The sequence below is a fragment of the Flavobacterium sp. U410 genome (assembly GCF_053570605.1).
The window spans coordinates 248,125-272,770 of the sequence record NZ_JBSEFI010000002.1 but is presented as its reverse complement, the minus strand read 5'-3'; the positions used below and the strand labels follow the sequence as shown (position 1 = coordinate 272,770).

Annotated in this window: 21 protein-coding genes, 1 tRNA gene and 1 pseudogene; 10 read left to right on the top strand and 13 right to left on the bottom strand. The window is 33.5% G+C overall.

From position 1 onward, the window contains the following. Window positions 1–205: 205 nt before the first annotated feature. The 7 genes and pseudogenes from ACUSJC_RS02855 to ACUSJC_RS02825 form a co-directional block, all read right to left on the bottom strand. Window positions 206–1,678, bottom strand: coding sequence for an MBOAT family O-acyltransferase (locus ACUSJC_RS02855; protein WP_449268034.1), 1,473 nt, complete (start codon window positions 1,676–1,678; stop codon window positions 206–208). 44 nt (window positions 1,679–1,722) lie between these two features. Continuing rightward, complete coding sequence (locus ACUSJC_RS02850; RefSeq protein WP_449268033.1) at window positions 1,723–3,150, bottom strand: GDSL-type esterase/lipase family protein; 1,428 nt, start codon at window positions 3,148–3,150, stop codon at window positions 1,723–1,725. Further along, window positions 3,140–4,621, bottom strand: coding sequence for a hypothetical protein (locus tag ACUSJC_RS02845; RefSeq protein WP_449268032.1), 1,482 nt, complete (start codon window positions 4,619–4,621; stop codon window positions 3,140–3,142). Before ACUSJC_RS02845 ends, ACUSJC_RS02850 begins: the two co-directional genes overlap by 11 nt. A gap of 14 nt (window positions 4,622–4,635) precedes the next feature. Beyond that, window positions 4,636–5,838, bottom strand: coding sequence for an arginine--tRNA ligase (argS, locus tag ACUSJC_RS02840; RefSeq protein WP_449268041.1), 1,203 nt, complete (start codon window positions 5,836–5,838; stop codon window positions 4,636–4,638). A 63-nt stretch (window positions 5,839–5,901) separates the two neighbouring features. Continuing rightward, window positions 5,902–6,588, bottom strand: a pseudogene (gene argS / locus ACUSJC_RS02835) (arginine--tRNA ligase domain-containing protein); the annotation flags it as partial. A gap of 141 nt (window positions 6,589–6,729) precedes the next feature. Then, window positions 6,730–7,737: a 3-oxoacyl-ACP synthase III family protein gene (locus ACUSJC_RS02830; protein ID WP_449268031.1), complete on the bottom strand. Its 1,008-nt coding sequence runs from the start codon at window positions 7,735–7,737 to the stop codon at window positions 6,730–6,732. A 63-nt stretch (window positions 7,738–7,800) separates the two neighbouring features. Beyond that, window positions 7,801–8,751, bottom strand: a complete 951-nt coding sequence (locus tag ACUSJC_RS02825) for an ABC transporter ATP-binding protein (protein ID WP_449268030.1) — start codon at window positions 8,749–8,751, stop codon at window positions 7,801–7,803. Window positions 8,752–8,828: 77 nt separating this feature from the next. On the opposite strand from ACUSJC_RS02825, the gene ACUSJC_RS02820 reads away from it, so the two are divergent. Both ACUSJC_RS02820 and htpG read left to right on the top strand, forming a co-directional pair. Then, on the top strand, window positions 8,829–9,437 hold the full coding sequence (locus ACUSJC_RS02820) for a hypothetical protein (protein WP_449268029.1): 609 nt from the start codon (window positions 8,829–8,831) through the stop codon (window positions 9,435–9,437). 148 nt (window positions 9,438–9,585) lie between these two features. Beyond that, window positions 9,586–11,472: a molecular chaperone HtpG gene (gene htpG, locus ACUSJC_RS02815; protein WP_449268028.1), complete on the top strand. Its 1,887-nt coding sequence runs from the start codon at window positions 9,586–9,588 to the stop codon at window positions 11,470–11,472. A 51-nt stretch (window positions 11,473–11,523) separates the two neighbouring features. On the opposite strand, the gene trhA is transcribed toward htpG, so the two are convergent. Together trhA and ACUSJC_RS02805 are read right to left on the bottom strand one after the other, a co-directional pair. Continuing rightward, on the bottom strand, window positions 11,524–12,150 hold the full coding sequence (trhA, locus tag ACUSJC_RS02810) for a PAQR family membrane homeostasis protein TrhA (RefSeq protein ID WP_449268027.1): 627 nt from the start codon (window positions 12,148–12,150) through the stop codon (window positions 11,524–11,526). Between the two features lie 153 nt (window positions 12,151–12,303). Beyond that, window positions 12,304–14,406 (bottom strand): TonB-dependent receptor domain-containing protein, encoded by a 2,103-nt coding sequence (locus ACUSJC_RS02805; protein WP_449268026.1) that lies wholly within the window; start codon window positions 14,404–14,406, stop codon window positions 12,304–12,306. A gap of 171 nt (window positions 14,407–14,577) precedes the next feature. Here ACUSJC_RS02805 and ACUSJC_RS02800 point away from each other — a divergent pair, with 171 nt between their 5' ends. The 8 genes from ACUSJC_RS02800 (at window position 14,578) to ACUSJC_RS02765 (ending at window position 22,581) form a co-directional block, all read left to right on the top strand. After that, on the top strand, window positions 14,578–15,462 hold the full coding sequence (locus ACUSJC_RS02800) for a DMT family transporter (protein WP_449268025.1): 885 nt from the start codon (window positions 14,578–14,580) through the stop codon (window positions 15,460–15,462). A gap of 95 nt (window positions 15,463–15,557) precedes the next feature. Further along, entirely contained in the window at window positions 15,558–16,259 is a 702-nt protein-coding gene (aqpZ, locus tag ACUSJC_RS02795) for an aquaporin Z (RefSeq protein WP_449268024.1), read from the top strand. A gap of 113 nt (window positions 16,260–16,372) precedes the next feature. Beyond that, the gene (locus ACUSJC_RS02790) at window positions 16,373–16,972 is read left to right on the top strand and encodes an alpha-ketoglutarate-dependent dioxygenase AlkB family protein (RefSeq protein WP_449268023.1); all 600 of its coding nucleotides are present in this window, start codon (window positions 16,373–16,375) and stop codon (window positions 16,970–16,972) included. Between the two features lie 144 nt (window positions 16,973–17,116). Then, complete coding sequence (locus tag ACUSJC_RS02785) at window positions 17,117–17,398, top strand: TIGR03643 family protein (RefSeq protein ID WP_449268022.1); 282 nt, start codon at window positions 17,117–17,119, stop codon at window positions 17,396–17,398. Between the two features lie 98 nt (window positions 17,399–17,496). Next, window positions 17,497–19,353 (top strand): M61 family metallopeptidase, encoded by a 1,857-nt coding sequence (locus ACUSJC_RS02780; protein WP_449268021.1) that lies wholly within the window; start codon window positions 17,497–17,499, stop codon window positions 19,351–19,353. 85 nt (window positions 19,354–19,438) lie between these two features. Further along, on the top strand, window positions 19,439–20,743 hold the full coding sequence (locus ACUSJC_RS02775; protein ID WP_449268020.1) for a DUF819 family protein: 1,305 nt from the start codon (window positions 19,439–19,441) through the stop codon (window positions 20,741–20,743). Window positions 20,744–20,759: 16 nt separating this feature from the next. Then, entirely contained in the window at window positions 20,760–21,473 is a 714-nt protein-coding gene (locus ACUSJC_RS02770; RefSeq protein WP_449268019.1) for a DUF4369 domain-containing protein, read from the top strand. Between the two features lie 118 nt (window positions 21,474–21,591). Continuing rightward, window positions 21,592–22,581 carry an aldo/keto reductase gene (locus tag ACUSJC_RS02765; RefSeq protein ID WP_449268018.1) on the top strand — a complete coding sequence of 330 codons (990 nt, stop codon included), beginning with the start codon at window positions 21,592–21,594 and terminating at the stop codon, window positions 22,579–22,581. Between the two features lie 178 nt (window positions 22,582–22,759). On the opposite strand, the gene ACUSJC_RS02760 is transcribed toward ACUSJC_RS02765, so the two are convergent. The 4 genes from ACUSJC_RS02760 to ACUSJC_RS02745 form a co-directional block, all read right to left on the bottom strand. After that, window positions 22,760–22,833: transfer RNA gene (locus ACUSJC_RS02760), tRNA-Thr, on the bottom strand. Between the two features lie 107 nt (window positions 22,834–22,940). After that, entirely contained in the window at window positions 22,941–23,210 is a 270-nt protein-coding gene (locus ACUSJC_RS02755) for a hypothetical protein (protein WP_449268017.1), read from the bottom strand. Window positions 23,211–23,267: 57 nt separating this feature from the next. Beyond that, the gene (locus tag ACUSJC_RS02750) at window positions 23,268–24,227 is read right to left on the bottom strand and encodes a type I phosphomannose isomerase catalytic subunit (RefSeq protein ID WP_449268016.1); all 960 of its coding nucleotides are present in this window, start codon (window positions 24,225–24,227) and stop codon (window positions 23,268–23,270) included. Continuing rightward, window positions 24,227–24,637, bottom strand: coding sequence for a 6-pyruvoyl trahydropterin synthase family protein (locus tag ACUSJC_RS02745; RefSeq protein WP_449268015.1), 411 nt, complete (start codon window positions 24,635–24,637; stop codon window positions 24,227–24,229). Before ACUSJC_RS02745 ends, ACUSJC_RS02750 begins: the two co-directional genes overlap by 1 nt. Window positions 24,638–24,646: the final 9 nt, after the last annotated feature.

Sequence of the window (24,646 nt, the reverse complement as noted above, 5' to 3'; positions counted from 1 at the left end):
TGGTTTTGAAAACTGCTTTCCGGAATACTATATTTAACTTTGTTTTTATACTATAATATATAGTACCATCCGAATATCATTAATTTACAAAAAAAGATTTTTCTACAACTATTGAAGTCTATATAATTAGTGTAAAGAGGAAACAGCAGGAGTAATTAAATATCATTTTAAGCAAAAAACCAACTAATAGTTGGCTTTTGTATTTTTAAAACTGAAAGTAAATAAAAGGCTGTGTTCCTTCGGCTGCGGTTGCATAAACAATCCAAAATACAAAACCTAAAAGAATGGCTTTACCCCAAAACGGAAGTTTTCCAAATAACTTTTCATTATACTCCATCCATTTTTCCGGTAGAAAATGCCAAACAAATCCGAACGCTAATAATAAAAACACATTTCTATAAGCTGAAATCATGGCGCTCCATTGTTCCCAATTGAATTTAAGGCGAGATATATTTTCTGCAATTTGAAATGCTGTTGTAAAGTCTTTGGCTCTGAAAAACAGCCAACAAAAAACCACAAAGTGAAAAGTTAAAAATACTTTTATTATCTTAACCCAAGTCGTTTTTGGCAATTTAATAAACTGACCAAAATAGCGTTCGACTGCTAAGGCTAAACCGTGTAAAACACCCCAAAACACAAACTTCCAATTAGCACCATGCCACAACCCACCAAGAAACATAGTCATAAACAAATTGAAATAGGTTCTGATTTTGCCTTTGCGGTTTCCACCCATAGAAATATATAGATAATCGCGTAGCCAACTTGACAATGAAATGTGCCATCTGCGCCAAAATTCCGTTACAGAAGCCGATTGGTAAGGTGTTTTAAAATTGGGTGGTAAAGTAAAGCCCATCAACAAGGCTAAACCGATAGCCATATCAGAATATCCGGAGAAGTCACAATAAATTTGAATAGCATAACCATAAGAAGCCATCCAGTTTTCAAAGGCAGTGTAACTATTAGGTGCATCAAAAACGCGATCTACAAAATTGACCGAAACATAATCAGATATTACCGCCTTTTTGATTAATCCGCCGATAATTAAAAACAGTGCTTTATTGAAATCTTCTTTGGTTAAATTTAATTTTTGATAAATCTGCGGAATAAAATCACTTGCACGAACGATGGGCCCGGCAACCAACTGCGGGAAAAACGAAACGAAAAATAAAAAGTCGATGAAACTTTTTGTCGGTTCCAATTCCTTTCTATAGACATCAATTGTATAACTCAAGGTTTGAAACGTATAAAACGAAATTCCTACCGGTAGCACAATATCAGCAAAAGCCAAATGGCCGCCAGATAATAAATTGAAGTTATCAATAAAAAAATTGGTATACTTAAAATAGCCCAACAATCCCAAATTAATAATCAAACTCACGATTAAATAGAATTTCCGGTAAAATTGCTTACCTTCTGTATAAATGAGTCGCGACAAACTATAATCGACTACCGAAGAAAAAATAAGCAACCAAAAATAATGTCCGCTTGATTTATAATAAAAAAACAGAGAAAACAGCACTACATACGTTATTCGGAAGTAATGCGTTTTTTGACTCAAAATATAAATAAGATAGAAAACCAGAAACATCCCTAAAAACAAACCGCTATTAAATAGCAAAGGTGCTTTTGGATCAAAAACAAACCAGCTTTTTATGGTTTCTATTGTTACATTCCCCATCAGGTTTTGTAACCCATTGGCTAACAAAAACAAATTTATCAAGGTTATTTTAGTAATTTAAATTGTTCGTAAGTGTTCATCAAAGCATTAAAAAACAATTCGCCTTGCATTTCATAGCCTGCTTTTGAATAATGTATTTTGTCTTTAGCCATTAAACCTTGTGCAAAATTTTGCTGAACTTTTTTATTTCCGCCCATTCCTTTAAACAAGTTCCAGACGGCAAAGTTATCTTCAGCAGCTTTTTCTACTAAAAGAGTCGAATAGTTTTTTACCAAAACATTAGGATATTTACGTTTTAATAAAGATGGAGGCGGCGTTGTAACTAATATTTCGGCTGAAGGATTTTGAGCTTTAATATTGGCTATCATATTTTTTAATTGTTCGTAATAAACAGTTGCTTCTTGTTTGTCAAAACTTTCATTGGTTCCCAAGGAAATAATGAATAAATCAGCTTCCAAAGCAGGAATTTGTTCAAAAAACATAGGGAATTTATTGTAATCAGAGGCTTTAGCTCCATTCACACCAATGGCGCTATACATGATTCCCGGATTGTTCTTTTCTAAAATTAATCCGTTTAATGCAAAATTCGATTGGCCTTCAGCCGGAATAATGTAGATTTTATCCAAAGGCGTTGTGCTGTAATAAGCATAGGAAAATTTGTCTTTGAACAATTCCAAAGGGATAAATTCGGTTCGGCTTATTTTTTTGGCTTCCATTTCATGAGTTGGGATCATCAATTTCTTCCCAGCCTGAATATTGTTATTCTTCAAATTGTTTGCCTTTTTAATAGCCGTAACACTCGTATGGTATTTTTCGGCAATAATAGAAAGTGCTTCACCACTTTTAATAGTGTGCACAATTTTCTTTGGTTCTACCGATTCCATCACAATTTCTTTAGAAGCTGTTGCCAAATCAAAACATTTTTGGTTCTTTGGCATTAGCATTTTTACCATTGAAAACGCATAACTTGTATCTCGAACACTTACTTCTACTGCATAATCTTTAGCCGAATTATACAATGCAATTCCGCTTAACCCAACGGGTTTTGTAGTATCGGGATAAATGTTTCGGTAATTTTCAAAGCCTACAGAAGATTTGTATTTTATAAAATAATTTCCATTGGTTTTTGCCAAATTATAGGGAAACGAAAAACCCAAACCTGCGTTACCAAATTTAGCCTGCAACATACTTCTCATTTTTCCCGAGAAAAAATCGGCTTGAATGTGAGAATCACCAATGTGTACAATACGAAGTTTACAATCTTTATTATCTTCAAGTTGCTGCAATTTTTCGAAAAAATGACGAACTGCACCACCGTTCAAAATAACATCAGTAGCCAAATTATCGCCACGTAATGAATCCTCCAAAAACTCATTGATAACTTCTTCAGTTGTTACTGCTGTTGTATCTATCTGTTGGCATTGTCCAAATTGAAAAATGAACAACACAAAAAAAAGAAACTTAATCTTCATGAATGCTATCGGTTTTGGAAATTACACTATCTTTTCGTCTTATCACAGTTTTAGGTTTGCTTTTAGCTTTCATTTTTCGATAGGTTTCGTAACCTCCGTTCAATTGGTTATATAAAAGATTCGCTACTTCTTTGGCTCCTCTAAAATTAAAATGCGTATAATCTTTATTGGCTCTTATCGGCTCTTCATCGGTCCATTTTACCATAGAACCTTCACCTCCCATAAGCTCATATAAATTAGCAAATCCGGTTTGTGATTTTATGGCATATTTCTTTTGAGCAGTGACTAAAGGTACAACTGCCGAATCGGTTTTCATTTCTAAATCGTATTTGGTTGCTTTATCAGCAGTAGAAATAACCAAAATAGCAACTCCCGGAAAACATTGACGTAAGTGTTCTACCACATTACTCATTCGTTTTTCATACCACGAATAATTATATGAACCATAGTTAAGCACATTGGTTCCGTAATGTAACACAATTAAATCGTAACCTAATTTTTCCTGAAATTGTTGCATTACTGCCGGACTAAACATAGACAATGGCAAACCGGAATTTCCACGACTCGAAAAGTTATCTACGTGAATTCCTTTTCCGTTATCAAAATTCAAACCGTAAACCGGAATACTATCGGCAGATTTAAAATTGATTTTTAAACTTTTAATATCGGAAGCAGTCAATTGCAATTCGTTCACCAAACGATTCGGACGTAATTTTTTAATCAATGTATCTTCGTCATTAATGATAATGCTAATTTCACCTTTCCCTTTGTTTGACTTACCAAAGAAAAGTGTGGGCTTATTTAATGTTGTTGAAAAACGATTTCTTCCGGCTTTGTATTTTACCCAAACATTATTTACACTATCAGGAATAAAAAACACATGTCCGTTAACTCCAAAAGGGAAAACCGGATTTTTAGCTTTTAAATACGATTGCGTTTTCCAATTGGGAGAAAATTGATGCTGAATTGATCCACGTGAAGCTGCCGACTCTGATGTGATATTGACAAAACCTACACCTTCGCCACCGAATTTAGCTTGTAGCAACATGCGTAAATCTTGAACAATCATATCGCCATCGGTCATGGAATCGCCAAAATAAGCAATACGAATATTACCGGTTTGCTGTGTTTGCAATTGGTATAATTTTTCGTAGAACGGAATCAAATATTGGTTTCCTTTGAAAGACTCATATTTTTCCGTTGGAAACGAAACTCCTTCTATGGGAACAAATCGAATTTCCTTCTTCGCCATCGGATCAACCTTTACCTCGACCGGAAGAGAATCTTTCACTTCGGGTTTTTCTTCTTCGGCAATGGCTTCCAATAACAAACTGTCAATAACTACGTTTTTAGCAGCTATTCGAGTTTCAGGAAATATTCGTTTGGGTAAAACAGCCTTGAACACCAAAAATGATGCTCCGGCTATAAGTAACGTAATGAACGTTATCCAAAAATAATTTGTTGTTTTCAATGTATTAAACCCAATTACATACGGTTTGGAACGCTAATTCCTAACAAGCTAAACGCTGTTTTTATGGTATTTCCGACTACTTGTGAAAGTTGTACACGGAATATTTTTTTGAAATGATCGGTTTCGCCTAATATCGATACGTTTTGGTAGAACGAATTGAATTCTTTCACCAAATCATACGTATAATTTGCTACTAAAGCCGGACTGTGATTAGCTGCCGCACTTTGAATAACTTCAGGAAACAACTGCACTTGTTTGATTAATTCTTTTTCTTTTTCATGTAAAGACATTTCGGTTCCACTTAATGTAACAGAAGTGTAATCGAAATCGGCTTTGCGAAGAATAGACTGAATACGAGCGTAAGTATATTGAATAAACGGTCCTGTATTTCCATTAAAATCTACTGATTCTGAAGGATTGAACATCATTTGTTTTTTCGGATCTACTTTTAGCATGAAATATTTCAACGCACCTAAACCAATAGTTTTAAAAAGCGTAGCTTTTTCTTCGTCAGTATAGCCGTCAAGTTTTCCTAATTCTTCCGAAATTGTTTTTGCTGTTTCGGTCATTTCAGCCATTAAATCATCAGCATCAACTACAGTTCCTTCACGCGATTTCATTTTACCAGAAGGCAATTCCACCATTCCGTAGCTTAAGTGATATAAATTAGCAGCCCAATCGAATCCTAATTTTTTCAAGATTAAGAACAACACTTTAAAGTGATAATCTTGTTCGTTACCCACAGTATACACCATTCCGCCAACATCCGGATAATCTTTTACACGCTGAATGGCTGTTCCAATATCTTGTGTAATGTACACAGAAGTTCCGTCGGCACGCAAAACTAATTTTTCGTCTAAACCTTCATCGGTAAGATCAATCCAAACCGAACCGTCCGGTTTTTTGAAAAATACACCTTTAGCCAAACCATCAGCAACCACATCTTTTCCTAACAAATAGGTATTGCTTTCATAATAGTAACTATCAAAATCAACGCCCAAACTCTCATAGGTTTTTGCAAAACCATTGTATACCCATTGGTTCATTTTTTCCCATAAAGCCACAACCTCAGCATCGCCTGCTTCCCATTTACGTAGCATTTCCTTTACTTGAAATCCAATTTCACTTTTCTCGTTAAAATATTTATCCTTAAAATAAGACTTAAACTCTTTAATAACATTCTTTTCAGAGAAAAACTCTTCATTATCAGTTACAATTCCTGAATCAGTAATTCTTATTTCATATTTAACTTCATCATCTGGAAATAATTTTTCCCAAAAAGGAGTTTCCTTAAACTTTTCAAATTCTAATTGTCCTTCTTCAGTAGGAATCCAATTATCAAATTCCTTTTGAAACTCTTTTTCAAATCTCACATAATATTTCCCAACCAAATGATCGCCTTTGATTCCTGTAGTTTCAGGCGTTTCTCCGTTTCCGAATTTTTCCCAAGCCAACATCGACTTACAAATATGGATTCCACGGTCGTTGATAATTTGGGTTTTGTATACTTTTTTTCCGGATGCTTTGATAATTTCAGCAACAGAATAGCCTAATAAATTATTACGCACGTGTCCTAAATGCAACGGTTTATTCGTATTAGGCGAAGAATATTCGACCATAACGGCTTTGTCACCAACGGTTGGTCCTACTTTACCAAAGTCAGCATTTCCTTTAATTCCGTTAAAAAAGTCGATATAAAATGAATCGGAAATTACGATATTTAAAAATCCGGCAACTACGTTGAATTTCTCTACGTCTTTTACATTTTCTACCAAATAGGTTCCTATTTTGGTTCCTATTTCAACCGGATTGCCTTTTAATTGTTTTACCAGCGGAAATACAACCATTGTAATATCACCTTCAAACTCTTTCCTAGTCGCTTGAAATTCAACATTTTCAATAGTTAAATCAAATACATCTTTTACGGCTGATTGAATGTGAATGGTTAATGTTTCTTGTAATGTCATTTTCGCTTGTTTTTTAGAGGTGCAAATTTAAGAATTAGTCCTTAGCAATCAGCAATTAGGAGTTAGTTTTTTAGCAAAAAAAGAAGCGATTCCTGTGAATCGCTTCTTTTTTTTATTTTCTATGTTCTTTTCGTTTGAAAACTACCAACGAATAATAGCACTTCCCCAAGTAAATCCGGAACCGAAAGCAGCTAAAACTACTAAATCGTCTTCTTTGATTTTTCCTTGCTCCCAAGCTTCCGTTAAAGCAATAGGAATAGAAGCTGCCGTAGTGTTTCCGTAACTCATGATATTGTTGTAAACCTGATCATCTGTCAATCCGAATTTTTGTTGGATAAACTGAGAAATTCTCAAATTGGCTTGGTGAGGAATCAACATATCAACATCTGAAACCTGTAAATTATTGGTTTTCAAACCTTCCATGATTACTTCGCTAAAACGAACTACTGCATTTTTAAACACAAATTGTCCGTTCATATATGGATAATAACTTTCATCATTAGGATCGTTATCTTTGATAATATCGGTAACCCAACGTTTTCCCATTCCAGGAGCAATTAATGCTAATTCTTCCGCATATTGTCCTTCGGAATGCAGATGCGTAGATAAAATTCCTTTGGTTGTATCTTCTGTACGAGAAAGAATAGCTGCTCCTGCCCCATCACCAAAAATCACCGAAACATTTCTTCCGCGAGTGGTCATATCCAAACCTCTGGAATGCACTTCAGAACCGATTACCAAAATATTTTTATACATTCCGGTTTTAATGAATTGGTCAGCAACTGACAACGCATATACAAAACCCGAACATTGGTTACGAATATCTAATGCACCGACTGTTTTTAAGCCCAAATCTCTTTGTACCAAAACGCCAGGACCCGGAAAATAATAATCGGGACTCAACGTTGCAAAAATGACAAAATCGATATCGTCTGTTGCTACTTTTGCTCTTTCTAAAGCGATTTTTGCCGCTTTAACTCCCATTGACGTAGTGGTTTCTTCAGTTGTATTAACGTGTCTTCTTTCTTTAATACCGGTACGCTCCTGAATCCATTCGTCGTTTGTATCCATTATTTTGGATAAGTCATCATTGGTTACAATATTATCCGGCACATAATATCCTAACCCAGTTATTTTAGAGTGATACATGTTTGTTTAGTTTGTGCGACAAATTTACTAATTTATTAAAAAACACCTAACTAAATTGAAATTTTAGCGATTTAACACTAAAAAAACATCTTCCTTTTCAGAAATCCCCTGTGATGAATTAAAATAAACTTTTCCTTCCGCACTCTGAGCTTCAATTAAATAATGTTTTCCTTTAAAATAACTTGCGATTACTTTAACCTGTAAATCAGACTGTTCTACGACTTTCAATTGGTGAGGATAAACTAATATTTTTTCATTTGAAATATCATCACTATTGAGCAAATTTGTTGAAATTTCACTCACTTCATCAAAAAGCGAAGCTGTATAGAAACTTTCAGGCTGATTGTATATTTTTTTTGTTTTACCACTTTTTACAATCTGCCCGTTTTTCATAACTACAACTTCATCAGAAAAAGACAATACATCTTGTACATCATGCGTAGCAATAATACAGGTTATATTTTTTTGTTTTAAGTATTTGAAGATTTTTCGGCGTAAACTGTTTTTTCTGAAGTTATCAATATGACTAAAAGGTTCGTCTAACAATAATAGTTCCGGTTCTTTTGCTAATACTTTCGCTAAAGCGACACGCTGCATTTGACCTCCGCTTAAATATTTGGCTTTTACAGCAGCAAATTCTTCCATTTCTACTACTTCGAGTAATTCTTTAATTCGCTCGTTTTTTTCTTCCGGAAAGAAATTAGAGAGATATTTACCCACATTTTCCGCCACTGAAATATAAGGCATCAAATCAAAATCCTGAGCTAAATATTTCATATAAGGCATTCCTGGAACCAAATTAAATTTAGGCCCGGTTACTAGTTCTTCTTTCCAATGAATACTTCCTGAATTTAAATCATATAAACCATAGATCAATTTCAGTAATGTACTTTTACCACATCCGCTTTCACCTATGACTGCTAAATTTTCACCTACATCAATAGAAAAATTAATATCCTTTAATATCTCTTTCTCAACATCATATAAAAACCCCACTTCTCTTACTTTTAACATTTTTTTACATTTTTAAACAAAAGTAGAATTCTAATTTAAAAATATTATTAACTTGCGGAAGTTTTTAAATTTGCCCCATGAAAAAAACTACACCTATACTATTATTAGTATTTTTTCTATTTTTAAACTTAACCAATTGTTTTGCTCAATATTATAAATATTCGATTGATGTAAATTATGGTTTAAGCGGAGTTTCGCAACCAAATATTAACGATTTTTCTCATTTTGGAGTAGGATTTAACTATGAATTTGATGAAATATATTCCCTTAGACTAGATTATGGTTCTGATCAATTTCGTACTTTTAATGAAAGAATTGGCGCCGAAGCCGGTCTAGACATGTCTCGTATTTCTTTACAAGGCGCTGTAAACCTTTCTACTATATCTTCAAGAATAAGAATCTATGATCCAATTAATGTTTTTGTACACGGAGGATTTGGACTTTCAAGTATAAAATCTACTCTTGGATCCGGAAGAGACAATACTGTTAATTTCTTAGGCGGAATCACTCCAAGAATCAAACTGACCCGACAATTATATCTTTCGTTAGACGCTTCTGCAATCTTTATTTTGTCTCAACACTACAATTTTGATGGAGACCTAGCGTACAGCGACGTTGTAAATTCATTCACATCAATAACTTATAATGTAACAGCCGGACTTACTTTCAGATTCGGCGAATATTAAAATTTCAACCAACCTTAACTATTTTTATAAAAGTCCTTTTTCTTACTGAATGAGGGCTTTTTTTATGTCATTTTGTCATCAAAATATTTTTGGTATCTTATTTGAAAAAGATTGGACAATATATATGTCTAATCAAAAATATAACAATATGTCAAGTGGAAAAATTAACGTTTCAGTAGAAAACATCTTTCCTTTAATTAAGAAATTTTTATACAGTGACCACGAAATTTTTCTTCGTGAATTGATTTCAAATGCTACCGATGCCACTTTAAAATTAAAACATTTAACCAGCATTGGCGAAGCAAAAGTAGAATATGGCAATCCTGTAATTGAAGTTAAAATCGATAAGGAAGGAAAAAAACTTCACATTATCGATCAAGGTTTAGGAATGACTGCCGAAGAAGTGGAAAAATACATCAACCAAATCGCTTTTTCAGGCGCCGAAGAATTTTTAGAAAAATATAAAGACTCTGCCAAAGATTCAGGTGTAATCGGTCACTTTGGTTTAGGATTTTACTCTGCTTTTATGGTTGCGAGTAAAGTTGAAATCATCACCAAATCTTTCAAAGATGAGCCAGCAGCACACTGGACTTGCGACGGTAGTCCTGAATTTACTTTAGAACCAGCTGATAAAACCACTCGTGGAACAGAAATCGTACTTCATATTGCAGAAGATTCGTTAGAATTTTTAGAAGAAAGCAGAATCAATGAGTTGTTAGTAAAATACAACAAATTCATGCCAATTCCAATTAAATTTGGAATCAAACAAGAAGCGTTGCCTAAACCTGAAGATGCTGCAGATGATTACAAAACTGAATACATTGAAGTTGACAACATCATCAACAATCCAAATCCGGCTTGGACGAAACAACCTTCTGATTTATCGGATGAAGATTATAAAAACTTTTACCGCGAATTGTATCCAATGCAATTTGACGAGCCATTATTCAACATTCACTTAAACGTTGATTATCCGTTCAACTTAACCGGTATTTTGTATTTCCCTAAATTGTCGAATGATTTACAAATTCAGAAAGATAAAATTCAGTTGTACCAAAATCAAGTTTTTGTAACGGACAATGTGGAAGGAATTGTTCCGGAATTCTTAACGATGTTAAAAGGTGTAATTGATTCGCCGGATATTCCGTTGAACGTTTCGCGTTCGTATTTACAAGCGGATGGAAATGTGAAAAAGATTTCGAATTACATTACGCGTAAAGTTTCCGATAAATTAAAATCGCTTTTCAACGAAAACAGAGTTGATTTTGAACAAAAATGGAACGATATTAAAATTGTTTTGGAATACGGAATGCTTTCGGAAGCTAAATTCTACGAAAAAGCAGGCGATTTTGCTTTATATCCCACAACAGAAAATAAATATTATACGTTAGCCGAATTAAAAGAAGCTTTGGCTCCAACACAAACCGATAAAGACGGAAACTTAGTAGTTCTTTATGCTTCTAACGTAGAATTGCAACACAGTTATATTGAAGCAGCAAAAGAAAAAGGATATGAAATTTTGTTATTAGATTCTCCAATTGTTTCGCACTTAATCCAAAAATTAGAAGCCGATAACGAAAAACTTTCATTTGTTCGTGTAGATGCTGATCATGTAGATAATTTGATTAAGAAAGAAGAAGAGCAAATTTCAAGACTTTCGGAAGACGAAAAAACAAAACTGAAAGAAGTGATTGAAGTTGTGGTTCCAAAAGAAAAATACAGCGTTCAATTAGAATCAATGGATAGCAAAGCAGCTCCGTTTATCATTACACAACCGGAATTCATGCGAAGAATGAAGGAAATGAGTCAAACTGGCGGCGGCGGAATGTTCGGAATGGGCAACTTCCCGGAAATGTACAATTTGGTGGTGAATACCAATTCTGATTTGGCTACTTCTATCTTAAACGTAGAAAATGAAACCGAAAAATCGGCTTTAGTAAAACAAGCATTAGATTTAGCAAAACTATCGCAAGGTTTATTAAAAGGTGAAGAATTAACCGCTTTTGTAAAACGTAGTTTTGAAACTTTGAAATAAAATGAAATAAGAGTAAACAAGAATCCCGCTCAATGAAGCGGGATTTTTATTTTAAACAATAGTATAAATCATAAAGTAGTGCGAAATGCTTCCGCCTAAAACAAACAAATGCCAAATAAAATGTCCGTAAGGAATTCGTTTAGAAGCATAAAATATAGTCCCCAAAGTATATAAAGCACCTCCAATTGCCATAAACACTAAACTTTCTACAGAAAGCAAATGAATCAATTCTTTGGCTTGGGCTACCACCAACCATCCCATTCCTAAATAAAGAAACAAAGATAACTTTTCGACTTTTCCGGTTAAAAACAATTTCATGACCAAACCAATAGTGGCAATACTCCACACAATAAAAAATAACATCCATCCCGAGGTTTGTTCCAAAGTAACCAAACAAATAGGTGTGTATGTTCCGGCAATAAGCAAGAAAATCCCAATATGATCAAAAATTCGTGCTTTTTGTTTTTTCATCTCATGAGAAATGGCATGATACACTGTGGAAGCCGTATATAAGGCAATCACACAAAAACCATAAATCCAAATACTCATCGTACTAAAACTATTGAGTTCTCTATTTTTAAGCAAAAGGAAAACCAAACCTACAATTCCTAAAACAATTCCGGCAGCATGCGAAACCGTATTTAAAAATTCTTCTTTATCATTGATTTTAAACTTCATAATATAATTGTATTTCTTATCTTAAAGATACCAAAATTATACCAATTTACTTTTTGAAATACCCTTTTTCATAAAATACACAAAATGGCAGTTTCTTTCTGCAATAAATGATTGAATTCTAAAATGAATTGTTAGTAAAAGCTTTCAAAACCATTAATTGGTTAAAATTCCACCGTCTTCTTTTTTATCATTATTCAGTATATTGTTTTCCACTTTTGCCAATCTATTTTTTGTCGGAATTTTATAATTCAAAGAAAAACCGACTCTTCTGGAATCGTATTTACTATCGTAAAGCAAATTGGTCCCTATTGCGCCCAATTGTTGCTTATTGGTATTAAAAATATCATTTGCATAAACAGAAACTGACAAATTATTATCCAAAAACTTCTTGGAAAAAGTCAAATCAAATTGATGACTAAAAGGATAGCGAACGGCGTAATACTGATAATTTCCACCGGTTGTTGATGTATTATAGTTTGCTGTGAATTTAATTTTTGACGGTAACTGAATTTGAGACATCAAATTAAATATCCAAAATCCTTTGTAATCAATATCATCTAAAACATGTTTTTGGTGTCCTACATAAATATACATGAAGTTGATTTCGTCCGGATTGAAATTGAATTGTAAAGTTTCTTTCAATCCTTTGGTAAACAACATATAAGGTAATGGTAATCCAAAGTTAAAATTATGGATTGTTAATTTAGGAACGTTAAGCGATGTACTCGCTGCACCTTCATTGGTCTGGATAATTCTACTAATAACCTGATTGTTAGCGTCACTGATAGAATAACCAATGAAAAAATATTCAAAAGCACTTAACTTAATTTCGTAATTATCAAAAATTGTGGGATCTAAATTTGGATTTCCGTAAAACGAAACATTCGGATTTTGATAATTTGTATTGTTAGGATTCAACGCTGAAGTGTTAGGCAAGCTTATTTTTTTGTTATAATTTGCATTGAAGTAAACCTGTTCCATTAAATTATATTGGACTGTTGCGTTTGGAAAAAACTTCACTAAGTCAAAAGGCGTCAAAGCAGCAACATCTGTATTTCCTTCAATTTTATAGGATTCCAATCTTCCCCCTAAAATGAAATCAAATTTATTATAGGTAGTTTGCCATTCCGTATAAGCGGCTAATGTTGTTCTCCAATAATCTAAATTCTCTGTACCAAAACTTTTGGTAGTAAAATCCAATCGATCAGCCAAAGCTCCTATACTCCATTTCGATTCTTCTAAGAAACTTACTTCTTGCGAATAATCTGTTTTCAACTGATAGAATTTTTGATCGGAAAGGTTATTTAACCCTAAACTATTTGTATTTCTAGACAAAAGTCCGAAATCATTTGTGTTTACATTATAATTAAATCGGAAATCCAATTTTTTCGTAATATCTTCAAATCGTTTTTGATACGTTAGCATTACATCGTGACGATCTATAGCAGTATTTCCTTTGTCGGAAGAAGTAAAACCAAACCCTTCTGCATCAATATAAGAAGTATTAGTACTGGTATTAAAATCATAATTCAATAATAATCGATCTTTCTTAAAATCAAATTTCAATCCTGTTTTGATAAAATAAAAACGATTGATTTTATCCGAAAGATTTTTAGAAATTGTAACATCCGGACTGTAAAAATTACTTCTTTGGTACGACTCGGCATAACTTTGTCCGGCCTGCACTTGCCAACCGAAAATACTATTTTTAGCACTCACTAGTAAACTATTATTAAATCGATGTCTGGAATCATCATATTTAGTATAACTATATCCATTAGAATAGGTTGCAGTGAGATAATTTTTAGCATTTTTTGATGTTACAATATTGATAATAGCACCTCCGGAAGTTGCCGGAAATTCAGCACCAGGTTGTGTAATTACTTCTACTTTTTCTATGGAATTTGCAGGTAAACTTTCTAAATAAGAATTCAATTCGTTAGAGTAAATATTTAAAGGTCTACCATCCATATACACTTCTAACTGTTTCCCTTGATACATCATTCCGGCAACATCTGAAACAATAAGTCCGGGTAATTTTTTTAACCCTTCCATTACAGAACCGGAATTTAAATGAGCTTGTTCCGAAAAATCGAAGACAGTTCGATCAGCTTTTTGCTCTACTGCCTTTTTCTTTTGTACTACTACAACTTCATTTAATTCTTTTGTCTTTAAACTATCTTGTTCAGTGGTATTTTGCGCTTTTATACAATTTGGAATACAACTCAAAACAATCAGTAATACAAAAAATCTCATGGTTCTTTTTTTATAAGGTTAAACAAACTACATTCTTTTAGTCCAAAATAACCTCTAAATGTTACACTCTTCTAAAAAACAATTCTTATTTTGATACAAAATGAGAAGAATTCTTTTCAAACAGTTCCTATTCTAAATTTATTATCTTTGCGCCCCTTAAAAAAACAGAACATGTCAAAAAATACTATATTTAAAGGAATACTATTAGTTGGAATAGGCGCCATAAGCTATGGTTTTCTTGCTACTTTTGTAAAACTAGCGTATAAAGAGAACTTTACTACTGCTGAAGTTACGTTGTCCCAATTTATATATGGTCTGTTTGGGATTGTAGTTTTATTATTGTTTTCTAAAAAGAAAAAAGAAAAAGATCCTACTACACGAAAAGATATTAAAGAATTAATGCTTGCCGGAACTTCTCTGGGCTTAACTAGTGTTTTTTATTATTTATGTGTAAAAGAAATCAATGTTTCTATTGCTATTGTATTGCTCATGCAAACCGTATGGATGAGTGTTTTATTGGAAGCTATTTTAGATAAAAAAAAGCCGTCTGCTAAAACCTTATTAGCCGTGATTATTGTCTTAACCGGAACTTTGCTAGCTACCAAAATTTATAATCTACAAGAATTCCCTAGCTTATTAGGAATTATTTGGGGATTATTGGCTGCCGCTTCATTTACAACTACTATGTTTACGGCAAACAGAGTAGCCGTTGGTACGCCAAACCTAAAACGTACTTATTATATGTTATGGGGTGGAGCAATTGTCGTTTTGATATTTACATTTATCACTCAACATACACCTTTCAATTGGGCAATCTTTACTAAATGGGGAATTCTTTTAGCGCTTTTTGGCACTATTATCCCTCCTATTTTAATGAATGCCGGCTTTCCAAAAACCGGACTTGGTTTAGGAAGCATCATTTCTTCTTTAGAGCTTCCGGTTTCTGTTTCCATGGCTTATTTCATTCTAAATGAAAAAGTTGAAATTTGGCAATGGTTTGGAATTTTTCTTATTATAGCTGCAATTGTAGTTATCAATATCAAATCTAAAAAATAAACTTATTACTCTTTTTGTTAATTTTTTAATATTTTAAAATAAAAGGAATTTATTTTTTTAGTATTTTTATTATATTAATTATAAAAACTAAAATTATGAAAAAACTTTTTGCAGAATTTTTCGGAACATTTTGGCTGGTTTTTGGCGGTTGTGGTAGCGCATTATTTGCTGCTGGCATTCCCGAACTTGGGATTGGCTTTGCAGGAGTAGCATTAGCTTTTGGTCTAACCGTTCTAACTATGGCCTACGCAGTCGGACACATTTCCGGTGGTCATTTTAATCCTGCTGTTACTTTTGGTTTATTAGCCGGAGGTAGACATTCCGTTAAAGAATTAGCTCCTTATATCATTTCTCAATGTCTAGGTGCAATTGCAGCGGCCGGTGTTTTATTTTTAATTTTATCAGGAAAAGAAGGTTTTGCAATCGATGCTTCTCAAGCCGGAACATTTGCTTCAAATGGCTACGATTCGTTTTCTCCACAAGGATATTCAATGGTTTCTGCTTTTATTGCGGAATTCGTACTAACCCTATTTTTCTTAATTATAATTATGGGAGCTACGGATAAATTCGCTAATGGTAAATTTGCAGGTGTAGCCATTGGGTTAGCATTAACGTTAATCCATTTAATTAGCATTCCTATAACAAACACATCTGTGAATCCTGCACGTTCACTTTCTCAAGCTTTATTTGTTGGTGGAACTCCTCTAGCTCAAGTTTGGTTATTTTGGTTAGCCCCTATTTTAGGAGGTATTGCAGGTGGATTAATTTACAAAAATTTACTTCAAACAAACGAATAAAATAGTTACATTACGTAAACATCATTTCTTTCGAAATAAAAATACCTGTAATACAGGTATTTTTATTTCGATTTTTTATTATCTTTCTTCTTATTAAAAAATCGCTTCCAAGAATGGAACTATTTGACAGAACAGCAATAACCCTTCCACTAAAAGATGGTGTTTTTGAATACCATCCTAATTTTTTTAATCAGGAGAGTGCCAATCAATTATTTAAAATCTTACTTAAGGAAACACCTTGGCAACAAGATGATATTATTGTTTTCGGAAAAATATATCAACAACCTCGTTTAACAGCTTTATACGGAAACAACGGAAGAACTTATGGTTATTCAAATATTGTTATGAATCCGCATCCTTGGACCGTTCCGTTAACATATATCAAAGAAGAAATTGAAAAACAAACGAAATTACAATTTAATGCTGTTTTATTGAATTTATATCGCAATGAAAATGATAGTAATGGATGGCATGCTGACAACGAAAAAGAATTGGGACCAAATCCGATAATTGCATCTGTAAGTTTAGGCGAAGAAAGATTATTTCAAATAAAGCATAACAGCAACAAATCTGAAAAAATAAATTTAAATATCGAAAACGGTAGTCTTTTACTAATGAAAGAAGGCAGTCAGATGTATTATAAGCATCAACTTCCAAAATCTACTAAATCCAAAAAACCAAGAATAAATTTAACTTTCCGAACAATTTATTAATGATTTATTAAAAAAAGTCCTTTTTACATTAAATTCATTAAATTTAAAAAAAATCAACATTATCCTTTACAATCAATTTATTTTTTTAGTAATATTGACATACATAACCAAATAAAAAAAATTTAGGAATTAATTTTTCATCTAATGAAAAAAAGACAGATTTCAGATCTTGACAATGAAGCGATAGAAAGAATTGTCAGTATGGCACAAGAGGAAAGGAAACCTTTTGAAGCAATTAAGGAAGAATTCGGTGTTGTGGAAAGCGACGTAACAGAATTGATGCGGAAAAAACTTTCAAAAGAAAATTTTGAATTGTGGAAAAAAAAGGCGGCAGGCAGTAAACCAAAACCAAAACCTCAACGATTTAATGACATAGAAGATGACGATTTAGACAGCAAATATTATTTTAAAAATAAGTTTGATTAAAACCAAACAAAAACTCCTCCTATAGAGGAGTTTTTTTATTCTATTTTGTAACATTTTTTATCTTTAAGCTACTTATAGAAACCAAATAAAATTTAATAATGAAAAAAATAATTCTTACACTAGCATTGGTAAGTTTTTTATGGAGTTGTAAAACAGCTCAACCGACTGCTAAAAATGAAGTGGACGTTACTATTGACCTTGTCAATGTAAAAGATGATAAAGTGATGGTTACAACTATTGCGCCTACCATTACAACAGATAAAGTAACTTTCCATATTCCTAAAACCGTTCCGGGAACGTATTCTGAAGATGATTATGGGCGATTCATTGAAGGTTTTAAAGCTTACGATGCTAAAGGAAACAGCCTTTCAGCTGCTAAAATTGATGAAAACTCATATACAATTTCTGATGCCAAAAAATTAGCAAAAGTAACGTATTGGGTAAATGATACTTTTGACACCGAAACAGGAGGTCATTTTTCCGGCGAAAGCGAAGACGTTTTTTCTCCCGCAGGAACTAACATCAAAGCCGGAGAAAACTTCATGTTAAACACACACGGCTTTATCGGTTATTTCGATACAAATACTGAAACTCCATACAAATTAACGGTGCAACACCCTGCTAATTTACTAGGTGTTTCCGCAATGAATGATTCTGATGTCAGTGATACTGTTGATGTTTTCTACACTACACGTTATGCCAGTTTAGTAGAAAATCCTATCATGTATTCAAAACCTGATTTCACAGAATTCATGGTAGATGATATGCAAATCATCATCAGTGTGTATTCTCCAACAGGAAAATACACAGCAAAAGACATTACGCCTAACATGGAAACCATGATGAAAGCACAAAAACGTTTTTTAGGCCAAATGAATACAACTAAGAAGTATGCCATCTTATTATACTTATCAGATGTTGGAGCAAATGACGCTAAAGGTTTTGGAGCATTGGAACACCCTACTTCTACTACTGTAGTAATGCCGGAAATGATGGGATTAGAAATGCTACAAGAACAGTTAAAAGATGTTGTTTCTCACGAATTTTTCCACATCGTAACACCTTTAACCGTTCACTCAAACGAAATCCAATATTTTGATTTCAACAATCCTCAAATGTCTGAACACTTATGGATGTACGAAGGTGTGACTGAATATTTTGCTAACTTATTCCAAGTCAATCAAAACTTAATTTCAGAAGATGAATTCTTCGAAAGAATGTCTGAAAAAATCATTCAGTCAAAACGAATGAATGACAAAATGAGTTTTACTAAAATGAGTAAAAACGTTTTCGATCAACCTTACAAAGATCAATACATTAATGTGTACCAAAAAGGTGCTTTAATTGCTATGTGCGTTGATATTATCATCCGCGAAAAAAGCAATGGCGAAAGAGGAATCTTAGATTTAATGAACAAATTATCTAAAGAATACGGAACAACAAAAGCATTCAAAGACGACGAATTGTTTAACAAAATCACTTCATTAACCTATCCTGAAGTAGGTGCTTTCTTGAACAAATATGTTGCCGGAGAAACTCCAATTTCTTACGAAGAATACTTCGCAAAAATGGGCGTTACCGAGGCTAAATTAGAAGTTCCCGGGAATCCATTCTTAAAAGGACAGATGCCTTACATCACGATTGATCCTTCAACAAAAGAAATCAAAATTTTACCAAGTGTTGAACTAAATATATTCATGACTTCTCTAGGAATCAAAAATGACGACATTATCAAGAATATCAATGGAAAAGATTATAATTTAGATAATGTTTATGATTTAGTATTAGGGAGCATGTCTTGGAAAGATGGTGATGATATTACTGTAACAATTAAGAGAGATGGTAAAGAGCAAATCTTAAAAGGTAAAGTAGTAATGCCAAAAGAAACTAAAGAAGGGTACCAGATTACTGATGAGAGCAAAGCCGCTTTACGCGAAGCTTGGTTAAAAGGATAAATTCAAAACACCTACAATCATATAAATCCTCAAAGTACTGAGTACTTTGAGGATTTTTTCTTTTATTTGTGTCAAAATAAATAAAATGCATAATCCACCGTTTTTTACTGACGATACTATTGTTTTTGGAATCCTGATGTTCTTAATCGGATTAGTTTTTTATACTTCTTCCAAAGAAACAGGCGGATGGAAAAAGTTCTATAGTATTGTTCCAGCATTATTATTGTGTTACCTTTTGCCCGCTGTTTTCAGTTCTTTTCATATCATTTCACCTGAATGGACAGAACTCGATGCTCAAGGCAAAGCAGTAACCAATAGTTCCAAAATATATTATGTAGCCAGTCGCTATTTACTGCCTGCTGCCTTAGTTTTGATGACCATTAGCATTGATTTAAAAGCTTTACTAAACTTAGGTCCAAAAGCACTTGTCATCTTTTTAGCCGGAACTTTAGGTATCATTTTAGGTGGACCAATAGCCATTTTAATCGTTTCTATCTTTTCACCGGAAACCGTTGGTGGTCAAGGTTTCGATGCCGTCTGGAGAGGATTATCAACCCTAGCCGGAAGTTGGATTGGTGGTGGTGCTAACCAAGCCGCTATGTTAGAAATTTTTAAATACAACCAGCAAAAATATGGTGCCATGGTATTAGTTGACATTGTAGTAGCTAATATTGGGATGGCAGCGTTATTGTATGGAATCGGTAAAAAAGATAGCATCAACAAATGGCTAAAAGCTGATAATTCTTCCATACAAGAATTACAAGATAAAGTTTCCAGCTATCAGGAAAGTGTGAAACGAAACCCAACGTTAACCGATTATATGATTATTGCTGCTATTGCATTTACTGCTGTTGGTTTATCACATTGGGGAGCAAAAGTTTTCGCTGATTTTTTTAGTACCAATTTTGAAATTGTTCGCGATCCTAAAAGCTTTGCTTCAACCTTTGGCGAAACCTTCTTTTGGATGATTACCATTGCTACCTTTCTGGGAATTGCTTTATCATTCACCCCTTTGAAACAATACGAAGGAGCCGGAGCCAGCAAAATAGGAAGTGTATTTATTTACATTTTAGTAGCTTCTATCGGAATGAAGATGGATTTATTTGCCGTTTTAGAAAATCCGGGATTAATTATGGTTGGTCTTATATGGATGTTAATTCATTTTATTATCATATTTTTGGTTGCCAAAATCATTAAAGCACCTTATTTCTTTATAGCCGTAGGAAGTCAAGCCAATGTTGGTGGAGCCGCTTCAGCGCCCGTTGTGGCATCTGCTTTTCATCCTTCACTAGCGAGTGTTGGTGTTTTATTAGCTATTTTCGGTTATATTGCCGGAACGTATGGCGCAATTATTTGCACCTATTTAATGGAAATTGTATCACCTCAATAATTTGTTATACTCATTTATGAAAAAAGTTATTCTTTTCGGATTAGGTTTATTGGCTTTTGCAGCTTGTAATAAGGAAACACCTCAAGGAAATGTTCATCTTTCAGGTGATATCAAAGGCTTAAGCCAAGGAAAATTATACATCAAAAAACTTCAAGATACTACATTGGTTACAATAGACAGTATCATTTTTAAAGGAAATTCAAACTTTGATACGGCTTTCGATTTAGATTCTCCGGAAGTAATTTATTTATTTTTAGACAGAGGTAAAACCAATTCTATTGACAACAGCTTACCTATTTTTGCAGAACCCGGCGATATCACCATTAATACTTCTTTAAAAGAATTCTATAGAAGTGCTCAAGTTAAAGGTTCAAAAAATCACGATTTGTGGAAAAAATTTGATTCTCTTAATTCTAAATTTACAGATATGAATTTAGAGTTGGTTACCAAAAGATTACAAAACGAGATTAACTTCAATCAAAAAACACAAGATAGTATTGACGAAGCCTATCAAAAATTATTGATTAGAAAATATCGTTATGTAGCCAATTTTGCGGCAACTCATGGCGATTATGAAATTGCTCCTTATTTGATGTTAACTGAAATTTCAGATATTGCCATACCTTATTTAGATACTGTGGCTAAAAAATTGACCCCTAAAGTAGCCGAATCAAAATATGGTAAAATTTTTAAAGAACATATTGAAGATCGAAAAAAATCAGAACAATAATTAAAAGAGGCTTTTGCCTCTTTTTTATTTCTTCGTAAATTTGGAAAACTACTCTTTTACAGCATCGCTCTTAATGAGCAAAAGTTTCTTTTAAAAATCAATTGATAATTTAAAAACTATGGAATTTAGAAAACTTGGAGAAACAGATTTAGCTGTTTCAGCAATTACTTTTGGCGCTTGGGCTGCCGGAGGATGGATGTGGGGGAAAACCGAACATAAAGACGCTGTAGAAGCGATTCAGGCAGCGTATGACTTAGGCGTAACTTCTATTGACACCGCTCCTATTTATGGTCAAGGAACCAGCGAAGAAATTGTAGGCGAAGCCATAAAAGGAATCGCGCGTGATAAAGTACAAATCTTAACCAAATTTGGTATGCGTTGGGATTCAGCCAAAGGCGATTTTTCTTTTAAAAGCCAAAAAAATAATGGCGAACCAATTGATATTTACAAATATGCAGGAAAAGAAAGTGTTATTAAAGAATGTGAAGACAGTTTAAAAAGATTAGGAACCGACTATATTGATTTATACCAAATCCATTGGCCGGAAAGTACTACACCAATCGTAGAAACCTTTGAAGCTGTGGAACGTTTAATTGAACAAGGAAAAGTTCGTTATGCCGGTGTTTGTAATTACAGTGCTGCACAAATGGCGGAAGCTGAAAAGGCTGTTAAATTGGCGTCCAATCAAATTCCGTTTAGCATGGTAAATCGTGAGGTAGAAAATGAAACGGTTCCCTATTGTATCGAAAATAAAAAATCGGTTTTAGCTTATAGTCCGTTAGAAAGAGGTTTACTTACCGGAAAAATGAAACCGGGTTACCAATTCCAAGAAGGCGATCACAGAGCGCAAAATAAATTCTTCACTGATGATAGCATTACTAAAACGAATGCTTTTTTAGCCAAAATTAAACCTTTAGCCGATGACAAAGGAGCAAGTTTAGCGCAATTGGTTTTACGTTGGACAATAGAACGTCCGGGAATTACAATTGCATTAGCCGGAGCCAGAAATGCAGAGCAGTCTATTCAGAATGCTAAAGCAATACATATTAAACTTTCGGCAGAAGAAATTGCTTTTATCAACAGAGAATTAGTAGAAGCCGGTTTATAAAATAAAAAAGCACAAACTACTTTTACTAGTTTGTGCTTTCTAAAATTATATCCATAAAAAAAGGAAAGCAAATGCTTTCCTTTTTTTGAGCCGATGAGAGACTTCGCTCGGGATAAACTTCTCGTTCGCTATATTCCAAAAAAAAAGAGAAGACTTTTTCAAGTTTTCTCTTTTTAAGAGCCGATGGAGGGACTCGAACCCACGACCTGCTGATTACAAATCAGCTGCTCTAGCCAGCTGAGCTACACCGGCATTTAAAACCACGTTTTTCTAAGTGTCCCGTTAGCTTTATTGCGGTGCAAATATAAAACGGATTTTGACATTTGCAAAGAAAAAACGCGATTTTTTTATACTTTTTTTTAGTTCAAATCGTTAATTTTTGCAACTATTTGATTTGCAGCATCCTCATATTCTTTACGAATTTGTTTGTAATGCGCTTTTTTATTTTCAACTTTCTTATTGTTGATTTTAGTAAGGAATTCATCGTATTGGTCATAGATACCATCTACAATAGCATCAGTAGCTTCTGTAGGTTTTCCACCATTTGTCATTTCCCACACATAAACGATGTTTACTAAATCTCCTAAAACGTAGTTGATTTCTTTTTTCAAGTTTTTAACGCTTGCCATTATTTCTTGGTTTAAAAATTTATGCAAAATTAAGTAAATATCTTTTACAAAGCTGATTTACAGAAAAATTTCTAATAAAGTTGCTTTCCCTTCTATCGTAATTGAAGAAATTTCAGCCGGAATTAAAACTGTATCTCCTTTTTTGTATGCATAACTTTCACCTTCTACTAGAAAAGTTACTTCGCCATCAGCACACATAAAAACTGTAAAAGATCCTTCATGAGATTTCCAATTTACTATTCCGCTAACTGATAAAACATCGGTATTAAAATAAGGACAATGTACTAATTCCACCGATTGGTTTTCTTTTACTTCATAATCAATTTTAGAAGGCGTTACTTGGTAATTGATGGCTTCCAAAGCTAATTCAGTATGTAATTCTCTTGATTTTCCTTCGGCATCTACTCTATCCCAATCGTACAAACGATAGGTAATATCACTGGTTTGTTGAATTTCTGCGATCAAAACTCCGGCTCCGATAGCATGAATGGTTCCTGTCTCCAAAAAGAAAACATCGCCAACTTTTACCGGGATTTCTTCTAGTAACTCTAACAAAGAATTATTCTCCAAATGTTGAACATATTCTTCTTGATTGCTTTCTTTGGTAAAGCCGACTACTAAACGCGATTGTTCTTCCGCCTGCATCACATACCACATTTCAGTTTTTCCGAACGAATTGTGACGTTTTTTAGCCAATTCATCATTGGGATGCAACTGAATAGATAAATCTTCTTTGGCATCAATGAACTTAAACAATAAAGGAAATTGCTGACCGAAATTAGCCAAAACGCTTTCGCCTAATATTTCGTTGGGAAACTCAGCAATAATCTCGTTTACATTTTTTCCCTTCAATGCTCCGTTAGCTACTACACTTATATCGCCCGGAACGGTTGAAATCTCCCAGCTTTCTCCTGTAATTTCAGAACTAATGGGTTTGTTCAGATAATCTTTTAATTTGGTTCCGCCCCAAATTCTTTCTTTTAAAATAGTTTCAAATTGAATAGGATAAAACTTCATTATTCTCCTTTATAAGTTACAAAATTTCTTGGGGTTTCGTAGAGTGTTACTTCCAAACCTTTATCGGGACTGATTAACATTCTCAGCTTATTCCAAATAACTACGGCAATATTTTCTGCTGTAGGATTAAGATTTTTGAATTCCTCTACATCTAAATTTAAGTTTTTATGGTCGAAAGCTTCTTCAATATATTCTTTAATCAAATCCGCTAAAATTTTAATATCTATTACAAATCCTGTTTCAGGATCAATAGCTCCGGTAACACTTACAATCAATTCGTAATTATGCCCGTGAAAATTAGGGTTATTGCATTTCCCAAAAATCAATTCGTTTTTTTCCATAGACCAATCGCTACGAAACAAACGATGGGCAGCATTAAAATGGGCTTTTCGGGAAACAGTAGCTCTCATCGTTTTTAA